Annotated in this window: 14 protein-coding genes; 8 read left to right on the forward strand and 6 right to left on the reverse strand. The window is 49.0% G+C overall.

Annotation, left to right across the window (positions count from 1 at the left end; all coding sequences use genetic code 11):
- The 5 genes from VN105_RS06975 to xrtN form a co-directional block, all read left to right on the forward strand.
- A partial coding sequence (locus VN105_RS06975) for a glycoside hydrolase family 127 protein (protein WP_325639265.1) occupies nt 1–2,374 on the forward strand: 2,374 nt, incomplete at its 5' end.
- Between the two features lie 2 nt (nt 2,375–2,376).
- Nucleotides 2,377–2,754: an alpha-L-arabinofuranosidase C-terminal domain-containing protein gene (locus tag VN105_RS06980; protein ID WP_325639267.1), complete on the forward strand. Its 378-nt coding sequence runs from the start codon at nt 2,377–2,379 to the stop codon at nt 2,752–2,754.
- On the forward strand, nt 2,696–3,454 hold the full coding sequence (locus VN105_RS06985; protein WP_325639269.1) for an alpha-L-arabinofuranosidase C-terminal domain-containing protein: 759 nt from the start codon (nt 2,696–2,698) through the stop codon (nt 3,452–3,454). The genes VN105_RS06980 and VN105_RS06985 overlap by 59 nt, the downstream gene beginning before the upstream one ends.
- A 122-nt stretch (nt 3,455–3,576) precedes the next feature.
- Nucleotides 3,577–6,093: an XrtN system VIT domain-containing protein gene (locus VN105_RS06990; RefSeq protein ID WP_325639271.1), complete on the forward strand. Its 2,517-nt coding sequence runs from the start codon at nt 3,577–3,579 to the stop codon at nt 6,091–6,093.
- Nucleotides 6,087–7,421, forward strand: a complete 1,335-nt coding sequence (xrtN, locus tag VN105_RS06995) for an exosortase N (protein WP_325639273.1) — start codon at nt 6,087–6,089, stop codon at nt 7,419–7,421. The genes VN105_RS06990 and xrtN overlap by 7 nt, the downstream gene beginning before the upstream one ends.
- Here xrtN and VN105_RS07000 read toward each other — a convergent pair.
- Complete coding sequence (locus tag VN105_RS07000) at nt 7,411–7,827, reverse strand: hypothetical protein (RefSeq protein ID WP_325639275.1); 417 nt, start codon at nt 7,825–7,827, stop codon at nt 7,411–7,413. The genes xrtN and VN105_RS07000 overlap by 11 nt on opposite strands.
- 83 nt (nt 7,828–7,910) lie before the next feature.
- On the opposite strand from VN105_RS07000, the gene VN105_RS07005 reads away from it, so the two are divergent.
- Entirely contained in the window at nt 7,911–8,729 is an 819-nt protein-coding gene (locus VN105_RS07005; protein ID WP_325639277.1) for a lysophospholipase, read from the forward strand.
- A 29-nt stretch (nt 8,730–8,758) separates the two neighbouring features.
- The gene (locus VN105_RS07010) at nt 8,759–9,541 is read left to right on the forward strand and encodes a porin family protein (RefSeq protein WP_325639279.1); all 783 of its coding nucleotides are present in this window, start codon (nt 8,759–8,761) and stop codon (nt 9,539–9,541) included.
- Nucleotides 9,542–9,592: 51 nt separating this feature from the next.
- Here VN105_RS07010 and VN105_RS07015 read toward each other — a convergent pair whose 3' ends face one another.
- Complete coding sequence (locus tag VN105_RS07015; protein WP_325639281.1) at nt 9,593–10,309, reverse strand: 3-ketoacyl-ACP reductase; 717 nt, start codon at nt 10,307–10,309, stop codon at nt 9,593–9,595.
- A 103-nt stretch (nt 10,310–10,412) separates the two neighbouring features.
- On the opposite strand from VN105_RS07015, the gene VN105_RS07020 reads away from it, so the two are divergent.
- Nucleotides 10,413–11,282, forward strand: a complete 870-nt coding sequence (locus VN105_RS07020; RefSeq protein WP_325639283.1) for an aldose 1-epimerase family protein — start codon at nt 10,413–10,415, stop codon at nt 11,280–11,282.
- Nucleotides 11,283–11,325: 43 nt separating this feature from the next.
- Here VN105_RS07020 and VN105_RS07025 read toward each other — a convergent pair whose 3' ends face one another.
- The 4 genes from VN105_RS07025 to VN105_RS07040 all read right to left on the reverse strand — a co-directional run.
- Nucleotides 11,326–11,841 carry a hypothetical protein gene (locus VN105_RS07025; RefSeq protein ID WP_325639285.1) on the reverse strand — a complete coding sequence of 172 codons (516 nt, stop codon included), beginning with the start codon at nt 11,839–11,841 and terminating at the stop codon, nt 11,326–11,328.
- A 66-nt stretch (nt 11,842–11,907) separates the two neighbouring features.
- On the reverse strand, nt 11,908–15,042 hold the full coding sequence (locus VN105_RS07030) for an efflux RND transporter permease subunit (RefSeq protein ID WP_325639287.1): 3,135 nt from the start codon (nt 15,040–15,042) through the stop codon (nt 11,908–11,910).
- A gap of 11 nt (nt 15,043–15,053) precedes the next feature.
- On the reverse strand, nt 15,054–16,097 hold the full coding sequence (locus VN105_RS07035) for an efflux RND transporter periplasmic adaptor subunit (protein ID WP_325639289.1): 1,044 nt from the start codon (nt 16,095–16,097) through the stop codon (nt 15,054–15,056).
- Nucleotides 16,098–16,107: 10 nt separating this feature from the next.
- On the reverse strand, nt 16,108–17,127 hold a 1,020-nt coding region (locus VN105_RS07040; RefSeq protein WP_325639291.1), incomplete at its 5' end, for a TolC family protein.

Here is a 17,127-nt window from a genome sequence, read left to right on the forward strand (position 1 = left end):
GTTGCTGGTGGCCGGTACAACTGTGCAGGCACAGCTGCAGAAAGATTACCCGATTAAGCCGGTGGCCTTCACGCAGGTGAGGGTAAACGATCATTTCTGGGCGCCGAAGATAAGGACCAATGCTACCGTAACCATTCCATATACATTGGAGCAATGTAAAAAGACAGGTCGTATTGATAATTTTTTACGGGCAGCCGGAAAGTTGCCGGGCGATAAGCTTACAGAATACACCTTTGATGATACTGACCTGTATAAAATAATAGAAGGAGCTTCCTATGGGTTGCAGATGCAACCCAACCCCGGGCTGGAAAAATACCTGGATACACTGATCAGCATTATCGGCGCTGCACAGGAAAAGGACGGGTACCTCTATACTTTTCGTACTGTGAAAGCAGCAAAGCCGCATGAATGGATAGGGAGTAAACGATGGGAAAAAGAAGAGGACCTGAGCCATGAGCTGTATAACTCCGGCCACCTGTTCGAAGCTGCAGTAGCGCATTACCAGGCTACCGGCAAAAGAACGCTGCTGGATATTGCCATCCGCAATGCCGATCTGCTGGTGCGCGACTTTGGTTGGGGCAAGGAAGAAAAATTCCCGGGGCATCAGATCGTAGAAACAGGGCTTACCCGTCTTTACCGGGTAACCGGTAACAAAGCCTACCTGGACCTGGCTAAATTTTTCCTGGACGTGCGGGGGCCGGGTACGCCCTACAGCCAGGAATACAGCCAGTCGCATAAAAAGGTAACAGACCAGCATGAAGCTGTAGGACATGCGGTACGCGCCACTTACATGTACACCGGTATGGCCGATGTAGCCGCCTTAACAGGCGATCGCAAATACCTGGCAGCCATTGATGATATCTGGGATGATGTGGTAGACCGGAAGTTATACATCACCGGGGGAATTGGCGCAACCGGCGCCGGTGAAGCATTTGGCGCGGCGTATGAATTGCCGAATATGTCGGCCTACGCGGAAACCTGCGCGGCAATTGCCAACGTATACTGGAACAGCCGTATGTTTCTCCTGCATGGCGATGCAAAATATATTGACGTACTGGAACGCACACTGTATAATGGTTTGCTCTCCGGCGTATCCATCAGCGGGGATCGTTTCTTTTATCCTAACCCGCTGGCCTCTATGGGACAACACCAGCGAAGCGCCTGGTTTGGTTGCGCCTGTTGTATTTCCAATATGACCCGCTTCCTGCCCTCCATGCCTGGCTATGTGTATGCACAGAAAGACAATGACCTGTACATTAACCTGTTTGTAGGAGATTCTGCCACCATACAACTGAAAGCAGGGAAAGTACATATAGTGCAGCAAACCGATTATCCCTGGAAGGGGAAAGACGAGATCACGGTGAACCCGGTGAAACCCGCCGCCTTTGCCCTGCGGGTGCGTATTCCGGGCTGGGTGGAAAACAAGCCGGTGCCTGGTAACCTGTATTTTGAAGAAGACAGCTCAGCTGTAAAGATACCTATCCTGCTGAATGGTAACCCCATCGACTATACGATGGAAAAAGGTTATGCGGTGATTAACCGTTCCTGGAAGAAGGGAGATAAGGTAACGCTGGATTTTCCAATGGAGGTAAAAAAGGTGCTGGCAACTGCCGAAGTAAAAGATGATCACTCCCGCTTTGCGCTTGAACGCGGTCCCGTTATGTATTGCCTGGAAGGACCGGATAATAAAGATGCCACTGTACAGAATATAGTGGTGGATAAAGCGGCAGTGATCTCTCCTGTGTACCGCCCCGACCTGCTCAGTGGTATAATGACCCTGCAAATGCCCGGCACTTCCGCCAGCAGGCAGCTGAACTCCGATTCACTCATCAGCAGCCATCAAACGGTAACGGCTATACCGTATTTTTCGTGGGCCAACCGAGGACCCGCTGAAATGACCGTATGGATCCCGTTTGAAGCTTCTGCTGCCCGTCCTAAGCCAGCGCCCACCATCGCCTCCAAAAGCAAGGTAACGGCCTCAGTAAAAAACCAGCGGATGTACATGGCGCTGAACGACCAGTATGAACCAATGGATTCCAAAGATAACAGCGCTCTTTACCTGCACTGGTGGCCGGCCAAAGGCACCACGGAATGGGTGCAGTACACATTCGACGGCAGTCACACGGTGAGCCGTTCCAAAGTATACTGGTACGATGATGGCCCTTTTGGCGGCTGCAGGGTGCCTGCTGCGTGGAAGCTGTATTACAAAGAAGGAACGGAATGGAAACCCGTGAATGCTAAAACGCCGTACACCACCGCAAAGGATAAATATAACACCATCACCTTTGACCCGGTGACTACTACGGCTCTGAAACTGGAAGTACAATTGCCGGCAGATAATGCGGCCGGTATACATGAATGGATAGTTGAGTAATTATGGATCGCGTAAAACAAGGCTTCCTGGCGCTTATCTGCCTGCTGGCAGGTGGTGGCCCGGCCACGGCCCAGAACAGGGCGGAAATCAGGGTAAATACGGCAGAGAAAGGAGCGGTTGTTCCGTCTACCCTGCATGGTATTTTCTTTGAAGAGATCAGTCATGCCGGTTTAGGAGCGGGCAACCTGCAGGCGGCACTCAATGATGCCGTGTATGTAATGAGTATGGAAAAGAATGCAGACCTGGTGAAGATGAGCAGTTATGCGCCGCTGCTGGTGAACGAACATGATGTGGACTGGCCCGTAAATCTTATCCACTTCAATGCCGGCGCCAGCGGAAGGTGCACAACAACTGGCCGTTCTGCAGGGTCATCACTTTAACGCATATACGCTTTCATTAAAAGCCCGCAAAACAGGTGGAGTAAATGCTTTCATTATCCCTTTTGCAGTAAAGGATACCAATACCTGCCTGCGGGCCCATATCGGTTCGTGGCTTAATTCCAATGCCATGTTTGAAAGTGTAACCAACGGGTATGACGTTGCAGGGATCAGCAACCCGGTGCAATTGAAAGCGCCACTGAAATCCGGCCGCTGGTACAATATCCGCCTGGAAGTGAATCATGATGAAGTGAAGTGCTACCTGGATGATTCCCTGTTGATGACCTATCGTGAATCACAGCCATTATTCTCCATTGCAGGAAAAGATGAGAAAACGGGGGACATTGTTCTTAAGATCGTAAATGCCTGCAACACTCCTGTAAAGGCAGATATTAATCTTAATGGCACAGCGGTTAGCCGGGTAGCGGAGGTTATCATCTTAACGGCAGACAAACCGGAAGCTGAAAACTCTTTTGCAGCGCCGGAAGCATACATCCCGCATAGTTCCACTATTAACAACGCAGCGGCACAGTTCAACTGGGAAGTTCCTGCATTGTCGGTGAACATTATCCGACTGAAACCAGCCGGCATTGCTTTTCCTGTTAATTATCAGCAATACCTTGGGCTACGCCGGGTTAACAATGAACCCCGACGGCATACATGTACTTCCTTCCGCCGATTCATTGCAACTGGATATCCGTAGCGCATATGGTAAAACCGATTAAAATGCTCCCTGGGTTTTAATCAAGCTAAATATTTATTTGCACTTTGTAACGCAAAGTACTTTTTATTACATATCTTTGATAGGTATTCAAATCATTCATGATGGAAGTCAATACCTCCAGAGCCCTGCCGGCGCCTTATGTGTTCGGCCTTACATTGCTATGTTTTGCCCTTATCGCCAGGTGTTATTCCTGTTTCCCTTCCGCAGAAGCCACCACCGAAGGCGTATTTATTATTACTCACTTTATCCTCTTACTTTATTTTTTTAGTTGCTGGATAGGCGGCTTTCTTAAACCATGGGAGGGGAGAAGGAAGGTGACGTCTGTATTCGTGGTACTGCTGCTCACAGACGCCTATACTGTTAATGAGTCCATTCGTGTATTTGAATCATCTGCCTTATGGATGGCGGTTATGCTGGTGTTTATTTGCGCGAATATCCTGGCATTCGGATTTTTTGAAAGATGGCCGGAATGGGTAAGATACCTGCAATGCGCGGTACTTGGATTTACATTGTTGTTGCCTTTTTATCTGGCTTTTTACCTGGTGCCTGCGTATCTGGTCAGCCTGATCGGCCTGGTTGTTATCGGGCTTTCTATTGTTACCTTTTCACCCATTTTCCTGATCTGGTTTAATCTCCGTATGGTAAGGAATCTGATATGGCCTGTACGCGGCTACCGGCTTACTTATTTAAGCACAGGCGCATTGTCGGTGCTGGCAGTAATAGTATACTGCGTGATATATGTGAACGACAAGTATAAAATAGAACAGGCATACAGGAAAAGCAGTAACCCCGCGATGGAAGAACTGCCGCCATGGGTGCGGGCTGCACAGGAATCGGAGCCCGATTTTATCACCGCGCAACTTTTGAAAACAGACATTGTTTATACCAGTCCCGGTGTTCACGACAATTTCAGTCTCTGGGAAATACCTGAAAGAGAATATGGCGAAAAAAGAACCCATGATCCCCTGTTTATGACTGCGGGCGCGGTGTTGGGAGTTATTGATATTCCGTTGGATGAACGGCTGCAAATGCTGAATGTGCTGCATAATAAAAGACATTATGCCGAGGAACGCTACTGGAGCGGGAAAGACCTGGTAACCACCAGTGTGCGGTCAACAGCTAACATCTGGCCGCAATACCACCTGGCTTACACAGAAAATATTTACACGGTGAAGAATGTTCCGCAGCAACGATGGAGCGACAGCGAAGAGGCAATTTATACCTTTCATTTGCCGGAAGGAGGAGTGGTCACTTCATTATCGCTGTGGATCAACAACCAGGAAGAAAAAGCGATCCTTACTACAAAGGGAAAGGCAGCAGCAGCCTATGCGGAAGTAGTAGGCAGGGAACGCCGCGATCCATCGGTGGTTCACTGGCAGGAAGGCAACCGGGTGGTGGTACGTGTGTTCCCGGTACAACGGAATGAGGAACGGAAGTTTAAGATAGGTATCACTTCCCCGTTAAAAGTACAGCAGGATAAACTGCTGTATGAGCCGGTATGGTTTGAAGGTCCGGCACATGAAGATGCATCTTACGAAGTAAAATTAAACATGGATAAGTGGCCGGAAAACCTGAACTATCCAGCAGGGTTTTATGCAGAGCAGGGAAAAACAGTAGGGAAAACCGGGAAGTATAACGCAGACTGGGAACTGAGTATGCCCAATGAAACGACAGACAATGCTGCATTCAGCTTTAACGGTGAAAGGTATACGTTGTTGCCCTATAAACCATCCTATCAATTCTTTGCACCGGCCAACTATTACCTGGATGTGAATTGCAGCTGGAACTACGATGATTACCGGGAGATTCTTTTCCAACTGCATGATAAAAAAGTTTGGGTGTTTCATCCCCGGAAAGGCATGGTGGCCGTGAAAGATGATAATAAGGAAGCACTCTTCCGGGAGCTGCAGGAACAGCGCTTTTCCCTGTTTCCTTTTTATAAGATAACAGACCCCGCTGCCGCCCTGGTGATCAGTGCATCAGCGGATGTATCGCCCCAGTTGGGGGACCTGGATAAATCTGTTTTCAGGGATCAGCTGCGCCGTTTCCTGTCTCACAAAAAAATAAAATTATACAATATAGGTAATACACTTAGTCCCTACCTGGCCACCCTGAAGGAGTCACGTTCATTACTATACGAAAATGGCACAGCGAAGCAGTTGCTGACGCAGTTGCGCAACAACAGTTTTCAGCGGTACGAGGAAGACAGTAACCAGCTCATTATAACAGGCGCGCAGATCCGCATTGCCCGCAGTATGGATAGCACCCGGACCCAGGGGCCTGATCACCTGGCGCGTTTGTTTGCTTATAATTTCATCCTGCAGCAACTGGGACCCAAAGTAACAGCGACGGACCTTGCTGCCGATACTGCATTGACCAACGCTGCTAAAGCGGCTAACGTGGTAACGCCCGTATCCAGCCTGATTGTGCTTGAAACCCAGGCGGATTACGATAAGTTCAATATTGCCGATGATGTGAACGGCCTGAAGAACGCTTCACTGAACGGACATGGCGCGGTGCCTGAGCCGCATGAATGGGCATTGTTTATTATTGCAGTAGCTATACTTATGTATGTAAGGTTTGAAAAATTATTCAGAAGAAAGAAAAGTATATGCTAACGTTACCGTATACACGCTTATCCGCCAGGTGTACAAAACTGCCGGCAATATTACTGCCGGTAATTTACCTGGTGCTTGGCATATTGGAACTACCCCGCTATTTCGCCTGGAAGAGCGCCTTTTTTATGCTGTGTATAGTGGCTATGGGAGTGGTGTTCCAGACCGACCGGTTCCGCTCCGGAAGTACCCGTTGCGGCTGGATGGCGCTGCTATTTTTATTGCTGTGGTGGAAGATACCGGTATTAACTTTCCGCTATGCTACCCTCATCACTGCGTTGTTTTTTGTCATTGAATTTTTTTACGGGAGATTACAAACGCTCATTTTCATCACTGCTGCGCTCATTGCGCCGGCCATAGATTTTGTGGTGAATGTTTTCAGTTTTCCGATCAGGCTATGGCTTACGGGCATGGCCGGTAAAGTATTGGCGGGTATAAATCCGCAGGTTACCACCGTTGGGAATATGATCCTGGTGGGGAAACATGAATTTAGTGTAGATCCGGCATGTATGGGGCTGCAGATGATGCTTACCTCCCTGTTATGCGGTGTAATGCTGATAGCCGTTTACCAGCGCCGGTACCACAAGGTGCTGCCAGTTACCGGCGTATTTCTGCTGTTAGTAGTTATTACCGGTTTAAATATTATTGCCAACCTGTTCCGCATCATACTGCTGGTGCAGCTGGGGCTGCCCCCTGAAACACCCGCGCACGATGCCATAGGAATTATTGCATTGCTGACCTATGTGGTACTTCCGTTATTGCGCGGCGTAAAATGGATGCTGCAACGTTATGGAAAAGCGCCCTTGCAACGCGATGATACACCAGTGTTGCCGCGGTATGGGATGGCATTGCAACTGCTGCTGTTGGCCGGCATTGTAGCTGTAGCAACCAAGGAGAGTGCCCCCACAGTTAAAATGGACCAGCAGGTAAAGCAGCTGCCAGGTTACAGCTATACCTCCCTGGAAGATAATATTGTGAAACAAACCACCGCCGGTAGCCTGTTATATATAAAAGGCATCCCGGGCTTTTACTTTACGGATCATCAGCCCATGATCTGCTGGAAAGGAAGCGGCTTTGGATTTTATAAGATACAGGAACGGTTTGTACAGGGCGCCAGGATATATACCGCCGAACTGAAGAAAGATAAGAGCACATTATATACGGCCTGGTGGTATGAAAGCCGTACCCGCCGCAGCAGCAGTCAGCTGGAATGGCGATGGGACGCGCTTTGCAGCGGGAATAATTATTACCTGGTGAACATTACAGTCGAAAAAGAAGCATTACTTGAACCGGAAATACAACGGTTGCTGGATGCACATCTTATTCAGTGATCACTTCAGCTTCTTCCTTATGCCTGGGCTGGTAATACAGGTAGTAATAAGCCAGTATCAGTATGCCCGTAACAAACGGGATCAGTGCGAGATGTTTATAGGTAATATCGCCGGTAATTACAGTTGCATCAAAGTGGAAAAATTCGCTGATCATCCAGTAGGAGTTGGCCGCAATCCATACGGTAATAGCCACGTTATGACACAGCTCCGACATAAACTGGCGGGTACGCCACGCAATAACGATGGAGATGATCAGTGTGGGAAAGATCATTGCAAAGCCCAGTGGTTTCCATATCATACACCAGCTGATATCTTTCAGCAGCCAGAAAACAATATGAAGGTTTTCCATCTTACGGTAACTTAAAGGAATGCTGTATACCGGCGAAGTGGTGGCTTGTTTGCTCATGTGTGTGTTCAGTTAATTTTACCTGGTTGAAATCGGGCGTAAAGATATTCTTTATCTTCGTTTCTGCACCAGCACTTCCGGCTATGAATGAATTTTACTGGTTTTACCAGCGCACCAGGTTTCATGGTATCAACTGGATCCCAGGCAATTTCGGGCGGGTGATGATCATTGTACATGGGATCGGGGAACATATGGGCCGTTACGATCATGTAGCCTCCTTTTTTATGCAGGAGGGATATGCGGTGATAGGCATCGATCATTATGGCCACGGCCAGAGCGACGGTGCAAAAGGCGCTTCCAGGGGTTTTGCATTTATGTTTGATTACCTGCAGAGCTTTGTCCGCCATGTGGAACAAACTTACCGCAAACCGGTAGTGATGTATGGTCATAGTATGGGCGGCGGTGTGCTCACGGGGTTCCTGCTCCGGCGCCAACCGGTGGTCCTGGCGGCAGTTATTTCCGCACCGGCGCTCATCATAGGTATGCGGCCGGGACGCTTTCTGAAAGGAGTGCTGAAACTGGCCAGCGCCATAGCGCCCAATCTCCGGATAGGCCAGGGACTGGACATCAATAAAATTTCACATGATAAGTCGGCCGTAGAGAATTTCAGGACTGATCCGTTGCGTCACGGTAAACTGAGCCTGCGGCTTGCCAACGACATGATCAGCAACGGCGCCTGGTGCCTGGAACACGCCGCAGAACTATGTGTGCCATGCCTGCTCATCCATGGGAACGCCGATGAATTTACCGCGGTGGAAGGCTCGCGCCTGTTTGCCGCAAGAGCGCCCTCCGCATTGCTTACCTACCGCGAGTGGGAGGGAATGTACCACGAAATGCATAACGAGCCCGCAAAGAGGGAAGTATTGTTGTTTATTGCAGGTTGGCTGAGTAATGTGAGATAATCAGTAAATTCGGTTTACAATTAATCACTATGAAATTCCACTGTTCTTACAAATGGCTGCTGCCTGTCATGCTGCTTTTAGGCTGTTTGCAGGCAAATGCCCAGGTTGATCTGGGTGTTCGGGGAGGTATCAGTATTCCCAACCTTACTGCCGGCGGCAGTGAGAGCAACCCGCTTAATACCGGCTACAGCTCCCGGCAGGGGCCCGACTTCGGGATCTTCGGAGAATATCATGTCAGCAAACTCTTTTCTATTGAAGCCATGATCTCCTACTCCTCGCAGGGAGGGAAGAAAACAGGGCTGCAGGCGTTCCCGTTTCCCCCCGAAATGGCTCCGGCACTGCCCCAGGGTATGCCGGCACCCACCTACCTGTATGCCGATTTCGAAAGCCAGGCAAAAATGAATTACCTGATGGTGCCTATCCTTGCCAAATTTGGCTGGAACCTGGGGCCAACTTCGCCCTTACGCCTATACGTAGATGCAGGTCCTTTCGCAGGCTTCCTCCTGAGCGCCAAACAGGTAACCAATGGAAACAGCGTTGCTTACCTGGATGAGGAAGGTAAACAACCCATTTCACCACCGCAATCTTTCGATAAAACAACAAATATCCGGGACCAGCTACATACTTTCAACGTAGGGGTAAGCGGAAACGTAGGACTGGCTTATATCTTTGGCCGTAACCAGATATTTGTGGAAGGAGGAGGGAACTATGGCTTCCTTAACATCCAGAAGGGATCTGCCAATGGTAAAAATAATATCGGCGCAGCCACTGCTTCTATCGGGTACGCCTACCGTATCTGCAATAAAAAATAAGGAGACTATTATTTCAGCGGGAGTACGCCCCCGCTGAAATAAATAGTGTTATCAGGGATTGGTAGACCATAACCCGGCTGATTTCACCAGCACTCTTCTGTTCAGCTTCAGCTGCGCCACTACAAACTCCGCCAGGTCTTCCGGCTGTAATACTTTATCGGGATTGCCATCCGTCAGGTTCAGATCCTTTGCCATGTCCGTTGCAATGGTGCTCGGTGTTAAGGCGCTTACCCTGATATTATGTTTTCTCACTTCCAGCATCAGCGATTCGGTTAAGCCCAGCAGGCCGAACTTGGAAGCGCTGTAGGCGCTGGTGAGCGGTGCGCCTCTTTGTCCTGCAGTGGAGGATATATTGATAATATCGCCTGTTTTTCTGGCTATCATACCTGGTAATACGGCCCGGGTTACATAATATACCCCCAGCAGGTTTACCCGGATGATCTGTTCCCATTGGGCGGGTTCCAGCTCCATGAAACCCCCAAAAGCAGCAATACCGGCGTTGTTGATCAGGATATCGGGTTCGCCCAGTTCCTTTGTAAGCAGGGCTAATGCCTCATTCACTGCCTGTATATCGCTCACATCTGCGGTAGCATAGGCTGTTTTTACGCCTGTACCGCTGATCTCTTTTGCCACTGCCTCCAATGAACCGGCACTACGTCCCAGCAGGGCTATATCTACGCCTTCCTGTGCCAGCGCCACTGCCAGCGCACGGCCTATGCCTTTGCCACCACCGGTGATCAGGGCCTTCTTTCCTTTTAATGATTCCATTATGCCTTCGGTTTATAAGTTTAAAAATACCTGGCAAAGGTACAAAGCTTTGTTCCATTTACGGGTTATCTTCGCATTGTTCTAGTTATAAGACCCTCATATTATGATAAAGATTTCCAATGAAAAACTCACCGTAATGGTGAACCCCCAGGGAGCAGAACTCCAGAGCATTGTCCGCAACGACACCGGCCTCGAATATTTATGGAGCGGCGACCCCGCCTTCTGGGGCAAGAAAAGCCCCGTGTTATTCCCTATTGTCGGCGGGCTGAAAGATAATACTTACCAGTATCGTGGCGATCACTATACGCTGGGCCGCCATGGTTTTGCCAGGGAACAGCTGTTTGCAGTAACGGAGCAGGGAATGGAATACGTTAGTCTCCGTCTTTCAGACAGTGATACCACCCTTAAGGTATATCCTTTCCGGTTCGATTTTACCATCCAGTACCTCCTGCAAGACGATCAGCTCCAGGTAACTTACCAGGTGCTTAACCGGGACGATAAAACCCTGCTCTTTTCCGTAGGGGCGCACCCGGCTTTTAAACTTCCGCTGGTACCTGGTACAACGTACGAAGATTATTACCTGTATTTTAATAAAGAAGAGGAAGCGGGGATCTGGCCGTTGTCTGCCGGCGGACAGGTAGAAACAGCTCCGGTACCCTATCTTCAACGCACACACGAATTACCGCTGAAGAAGTCCCTGTTTTACAATGATGCCCTGGTATTTAAACAGCTGGCGTCTACCGCCATCAGTATAAAAAGTAACCATACGCCGCATGGTTTAACGCTGGCCTTTGAAGGCTTTCCTTATATGGGTATATGGGCCGCCAGGGATGCAGATTTTGTATGTATTGAGCCCTGGTGCGGTATTGCCGACAGTGTGGATACTAACGGGCAACTGGAAGAGAAAGAAGGGATCAACCGGCTGGCGCCGGATGGGTTGTTTGAAAGAACGTGGACCGCAACGATATTTTAAAGAGATAAAAAAAGCTGGTAGCGATAACTACCAGCTTTTTCTTTTAGAAATTATATCCGGCTTTCAGGCCAAAGAAACCTCTTGTGCCGTCTTTAAACCATGCTTCATACTTGCCTTCCACATCGAGGCCCAGGATACGGATACCGATGCCCGGAGCTACCAGCCCGCCGATGCCATTGTAGTTTTTGCCGGTATACTGAACAGTACCGCCTTCTACCTTTACATACAGGATAGAAACCAGGTTGTACCGCAGCCCCAAACGGATAGGTACTACATTGTAATCCGGGTAGTCGCCGCTTACACCACCGGTATTAAAGCTTTTACCGCCAAAATGAAAGTAGCTTACAGAACCCACGGCTGTTAAACCTGCCACCAGTTTTACATCGGCGCCCAAACCAATGCCGTAGCCGGTTTCGTGGGTGTCGCTGAACTTGCCCACAGGGAAGCCCGCTTCAACAAAAGGGCCGATACTGAATCGTTTCAATTGCGCCTGCGACGATTGTGAACTGATGCAGATGACCAGGAGCATGGTTGCAAATGCCAGGAAGATTTTTTTCATAAGAACTAATTTTCAGAGGATTGGTGACTAGCTAATTAGCCGTAAAAATAAGGAACTAATTGCTAATTACGAATTGTGAATTACCGCATGATGCGATAATGCCTCTTCTTCCTCTTCCCGGTTGTGCCGTTTGTGTGAACTATGCCCGTTGCTGTTAACGGCTTCAATCCGCGGTGGGATCAGTTTATATACCACCGGGGTAACGATGCGCGACAGCAGGGTAGAGCTGATCAGGCCACCAATCAGCACAATAGCCAGCGGCGCAATCAACGGGTTGGTGGAAATAGCTACAGGTATTAGTCCACCGATAGCCGTAAGAGAAGTGAGCACAATAGGCAGGAACCTTACTTCGCCGGCTTCCCGGATGGCGGCTTCCAGCGGTTTGCCCTGCATCCGTAACTGGTTGGTAAAGTCTACCAGCAGAATAGTGTTCTTCACTTCAATACCCGCCAGGGCTATCAGCCCTATGATCGCTACAAACGACAGCGAGTTGCCGGTGAGCCACAACGCAATAGCGGCGCCCACTATACCCAACGGGATCACTGATAAAACAATGAGCATACTCTTGAACGTTTTGAACTGCAGGATCAGTACGGCCACAAAAAGGAAGATGGTAACAATGATCACGCTCATAAACCCGCCGAAGGAATTTTTCCTGCTTTCCACTTCGCCACCCATTTCGTAAGTATACCCGGCAGGGAGTTTCACGGCATCCATCTGTTTTACTACATCGGCTATTACCTGGTCGGTGAGGAAGCCTTTCTTTATAAAGGCGCCTACTGCTACTACCCGGTTTTTTTCCTGGTGTTTAATAGTTAAGGGAGATGTTTCCAGCTGCAGCTGTGCCACTTGTGAAAGCGGAATCGCGGTTCCCTGGCTGTTGTTCACGTACAGATCCCTGAATACATCCAGTGTGGGTTTGGCCGTTTTCTGCTTGGTGAGCAGGATGTCGTAGTCGTTGTCATTCTGATCATTGTATTTTCCGAGGTTAATACCGGCCACGGCTAAACGTACTACCCTGTCGATATTGGCAGTGGGGATACCCAGCTGTTGCGCCTTTTCACGGTCTATACGTACACGGATATCCGATTTCAGGTTGCTAACGGGGTTGTTGATATAGATGGTACCCTGGGTTTTTTCCAGCATCTTTTCCACGTTGGCGGCCAGGGATCGTAAGGTATCCAGATTATCTCCGAATAAGCGTACTTCTACCGGCGCCACCATGGGAGGCCCCTGTTCAAAGTTCTTTACTTCCACTTTAGCACCCGGATAAGGCGTCCATTTTTTACGGAGCGATTCAATGAGTTTATTCTTATCGGCCGGATTGGTATGCGGGTCCAGCTGCACAAACAACTGTGCGTAATCGCTCCTTTCATTCTCCTGCATTTCGTTGTAGTATATGCGTGGATTGCCTTTGCCGATGTTGCTGACATAAGAGGCCACCATTTTTTCCTGCTTCAGTTCTTTTTCAATCTGCTGAACAATACTGTTGGTATAGTTCAGGTTCGATTGTGGCGGTGTAAATACATTAATGAGGAACTGTGGTTTTTCTGAGGCAGGAAACAGGCTGAAGCCAATCGCTTTAAACAGCCCGATGGAGGCGCCGAAGATCAGCAGTGATACAGCGATGGTGATCACCGGGCGATGCAGGGCTTTATCGAGCAGCTTTGCATAACTGCCGTGTATAAGCCTTTTGAGCAAGCGCATAAACAGGTTGCCTTCCGGGTTGCCGGTATGTTCCTTCAGCAAACGGCTGGAAAGGAACGGGATGATGGTGAGTGATACGGCCATTGATGCCAGCACACTGAAAATCACTGCCAGCGGGAGACTGCGGATAAAATCGCCGCTGCCTTCCGGCATAAATACCAGCGGCATAAACGAGATCACCAATGCGGCGGTACAGCCTATCACCGCAAGCCCTATCTGTGAAGTAGCTTTGAGCGTAGCCTCCATACGGCTATGTCCTTCCAGCATCCATCTTTCTATATTCTCCACTACCACAATACTATCATCTACCAGCAGTCCCAATGCCACTACCAGTCCTACAATGCTCAACTGGTTCAGGTTGTAGCCGAATAGCTGCAGCAATACAATGCCTATGGAAAGCGACAGGGGGATAGAGATCATTACAATGAGCGCGGGCCGCTGCCCTAACGGAAGCAGGGTAAAGGCCACCAACAGGATGGCAATGATAAAGTCTTTTCCCAGGCCGCTTAAGCGGCTGTTTACCGCATCTGCCTGGTCGAAGTACTGCACCATGTCGATATTGGCCGGCAATGTTTTTTTGAACTTCTCAATCACCGGTTTATAGGCGATCTGCGTTTTGGTGATGTTTTCACCGGATTTCTGCGCAGCGGATACCACCACACAACGGTGACCGTTCAATCGCACAAAATATTTCTCATCTTCAAAACCATAGTATACGCGGGCAATATCTTTCAGGAAAATATTTTTCCCGTTACCGGCAGATACAATGGTGTTGCTGATCTCATCCAGATGCTGGTAGTTACCACTGGTTTTGATGTTGAAACTTTTTTCACCGGCGTCTATACTACCTCCGGGGATATTAGCCATTTCGCTTTGTATGGCGGCCATTACGGTGCTTACCGGCAGGTGCAGCTGCGCCATTTTATCCAGCTGTAATTCTACTCTTACCTGCTGTTCCGGCAGGCCATGCAGTTTTACATTTTTCAGGGAAGGTACTTTCTCCAGTTCATCCTGCAGTTTATCGGCGTAGTAGCGGAGCTTATCGCGGGAAGCGTTTTCGGAGATCAGCGCTACCTGCAGCACGTTCACATCAGAAGGCTCCTGTTTTTGTACTTCTATGCTGTAGATGTCGGCCGGCAGTTCCTGGCGTTTGTTGTTGACCTCCCTCACCAGTTCCTGGTATTTCTGTTCTACATTGGAGCTGTATTTATATTCCACGCGCATCACGGCTACGCCATCGCTGATGGAAGTACGCACCCGCCTGATGTCATCCAGCCCGTAGATCTCCTTTTCCATAGGATCTACCACCAGGTCTTCCATGTCTTTGGGGCTGGTGCCGGGGTATACCACGATAACGGTATACTGCGGAGCTTTCATTTCGGGATCTTCAGAGCGGGGCATATTGAGGATAGTGGTGATGCCCAGCACGATGATCATTATAAATATCACCAGGGTGAACTGGTAATTTTTTACGGCATATCTGGCTATTTTCATGATGGTTGTTGTTATTGGATGATACGGATAGGTGATTGATCCTTCAGGTAAGCGCTGCCGGAAATGATGAGCGCTTTGGCCTGTTCCATGCCGGTGCTGATAAGCACATTTTCTTTTTCCATACCAGCTATGGTAACGGGTATTTTTTGTGCGGTTTTATTGTCGCTGGTAACAAACACAAACCCGCTGCTGCCGTTACCATCCAGCAGGGAAGCGTAAGGAATGCTCCAGGCCGTACTGCCGGTGGTACCGCCGGCGTGAATATGACAACGGCCAAACATGCCGGCCGCGATAGCGGCGGGCTTGTTGCCGGTGAGTTGTACATCAATGAGGAAGGTGCCGCTTTGCGCGTCAATTCCTTCCGATTTACGTGTAACCATGCCAGTTAGTGTATCGCTGGGAACGCCGGATACTTCAATACTGGCTTTGTCGCCATTCTTCACCTGTGCCCATTCTCTATCACTTACGCCTACACGAAGCAACCAGTGGGAACTGCTGGCGCCGTTGGTTTGCAGCACCGGCGTACCGGCATTCACCATTTGCCCGCTGCTTACCAGCTTATGTAATACATAACCATCCTGTGTGGCATGAATGGCGGAAAAGCTGCGGTTAAACTGGGTGGTGCTCAATTGCTGCCTTGCCTGGTCCATCGTAGTTTTACTGTTTTCCAGCTGCTCCTGTGTGGCCACGCTGTCGTTATGCAGCCGTACAATGCGCTGGTAATCGCGCTGGGCTTTCTCGAATGCCAGCTGGTCTTTCTGCACCTGTGCATTTATTTCAGTGAGATTGAGTGTGGCCAGTAATTGTCCTTTATGTACTTTATCACCTTCTTTTACGAGGATACTGCTGATGATGCCATTGGTTTTGAAAGAAAGATATACTTCATCATCGGTAGTAAATTGCCCGGAGGCATTGATGGTAACTGCGGTTCCCTGTTTTTCCAGCGGCATGACCTTTACCGGGATGGTATCGGAAACAGTAGTGGTAGCTGCCGGCTTACTGCCGCAGGAAAACAGCAATACGGAAAGAGGCAGCAGGAGCAATGTATTTTTCATGAGTAGGTATTTATTGGTTGTTGTGATTGTTTGTGATATCGTAAGATGCCTGCGCACGTTCTACTGAAGCATAAGCTGTTTGTACGGCCGCTTGCGCTACCGCGGTTTGCAGCTGGGCCTGTGTGAGCTGGTTCTGCGCATCCAGTAATTCTATATAAAGCAATTGTCCTTCTTTGTACACTTTCATCTGGTCGCGGTAATACCTTTCTGCAAAGGACAACTGGCTTTGTGCGGTTTTAAAGTTCAGTACAGATGTCTGGTAGTTGTTTACTGCTTCATATAACTGTAACTGCAGTTGCTGCGTTGTTTGGTCGGCGGCATTGGTAATGGTGGCTACTTCATTGGCAGCCTGTTTAATTTTGTACTTGTATTTATGGGAGGCAAACAGGTTCCATTCCAGGTTTACGCCAAAAAGATAATAGCGGGTGTCTTTATCGAAACGTGCGCCCATGCCTTGGGAGCCGAGGTCAATAAAGGTGCTGAGTTTAGGTACCAGGTAGGAACGCTGTAGTTGTTCGTTTAAGCGGTATACGTTAGTAGCGCTTTTGTATTGCGCCAGTTCTTCCCGGTCGTTGATATCCTTGCCTGGCAGTTGTGCCGGCATTTGAAGGAGGGTGCTGTCCAGGGTAATGTTCTCATCCAGACCGCGGTTCAGCAGGAAATTAAAATAGGCTTTTGAATTTTTCCGGGCGTTAATGGCTTTATTGATATCGGCATCCGTTTTTTGTTTTTCTGTTTGCGCGCGGTACAAGGCGGTATTGTTGCGAACGCCATTGCGCACCATGCTTTCATTGATCCGGATGTTTTCATTGATGAGCGACAACGCATTGTTATAAATAGCTACTGCCTGCGCCGCCTGGTAATACTGGTAATAAGCCGTTTTTATATCGCGTACCAGTTCCCGTTTATATACATTCAACGCGGCCTGTTGTTGTGTGATCTGTTCTTTGCGGATCTTCTGGTTGTAATAGATCTCTGCATTGATCAGTGGCAGGCTGGCCCTTACTTTTGCATCATAAAAATTATCGGG

The sequence above is a fragment of the Chitinophaga sp. genome (assembly GCF_035564935.1).
Classification (GTDB): Bacteria; Bacteroidota; Bacteroidia; order Chitinophagales; family Chitinophagaceae; genus Chitinophaga.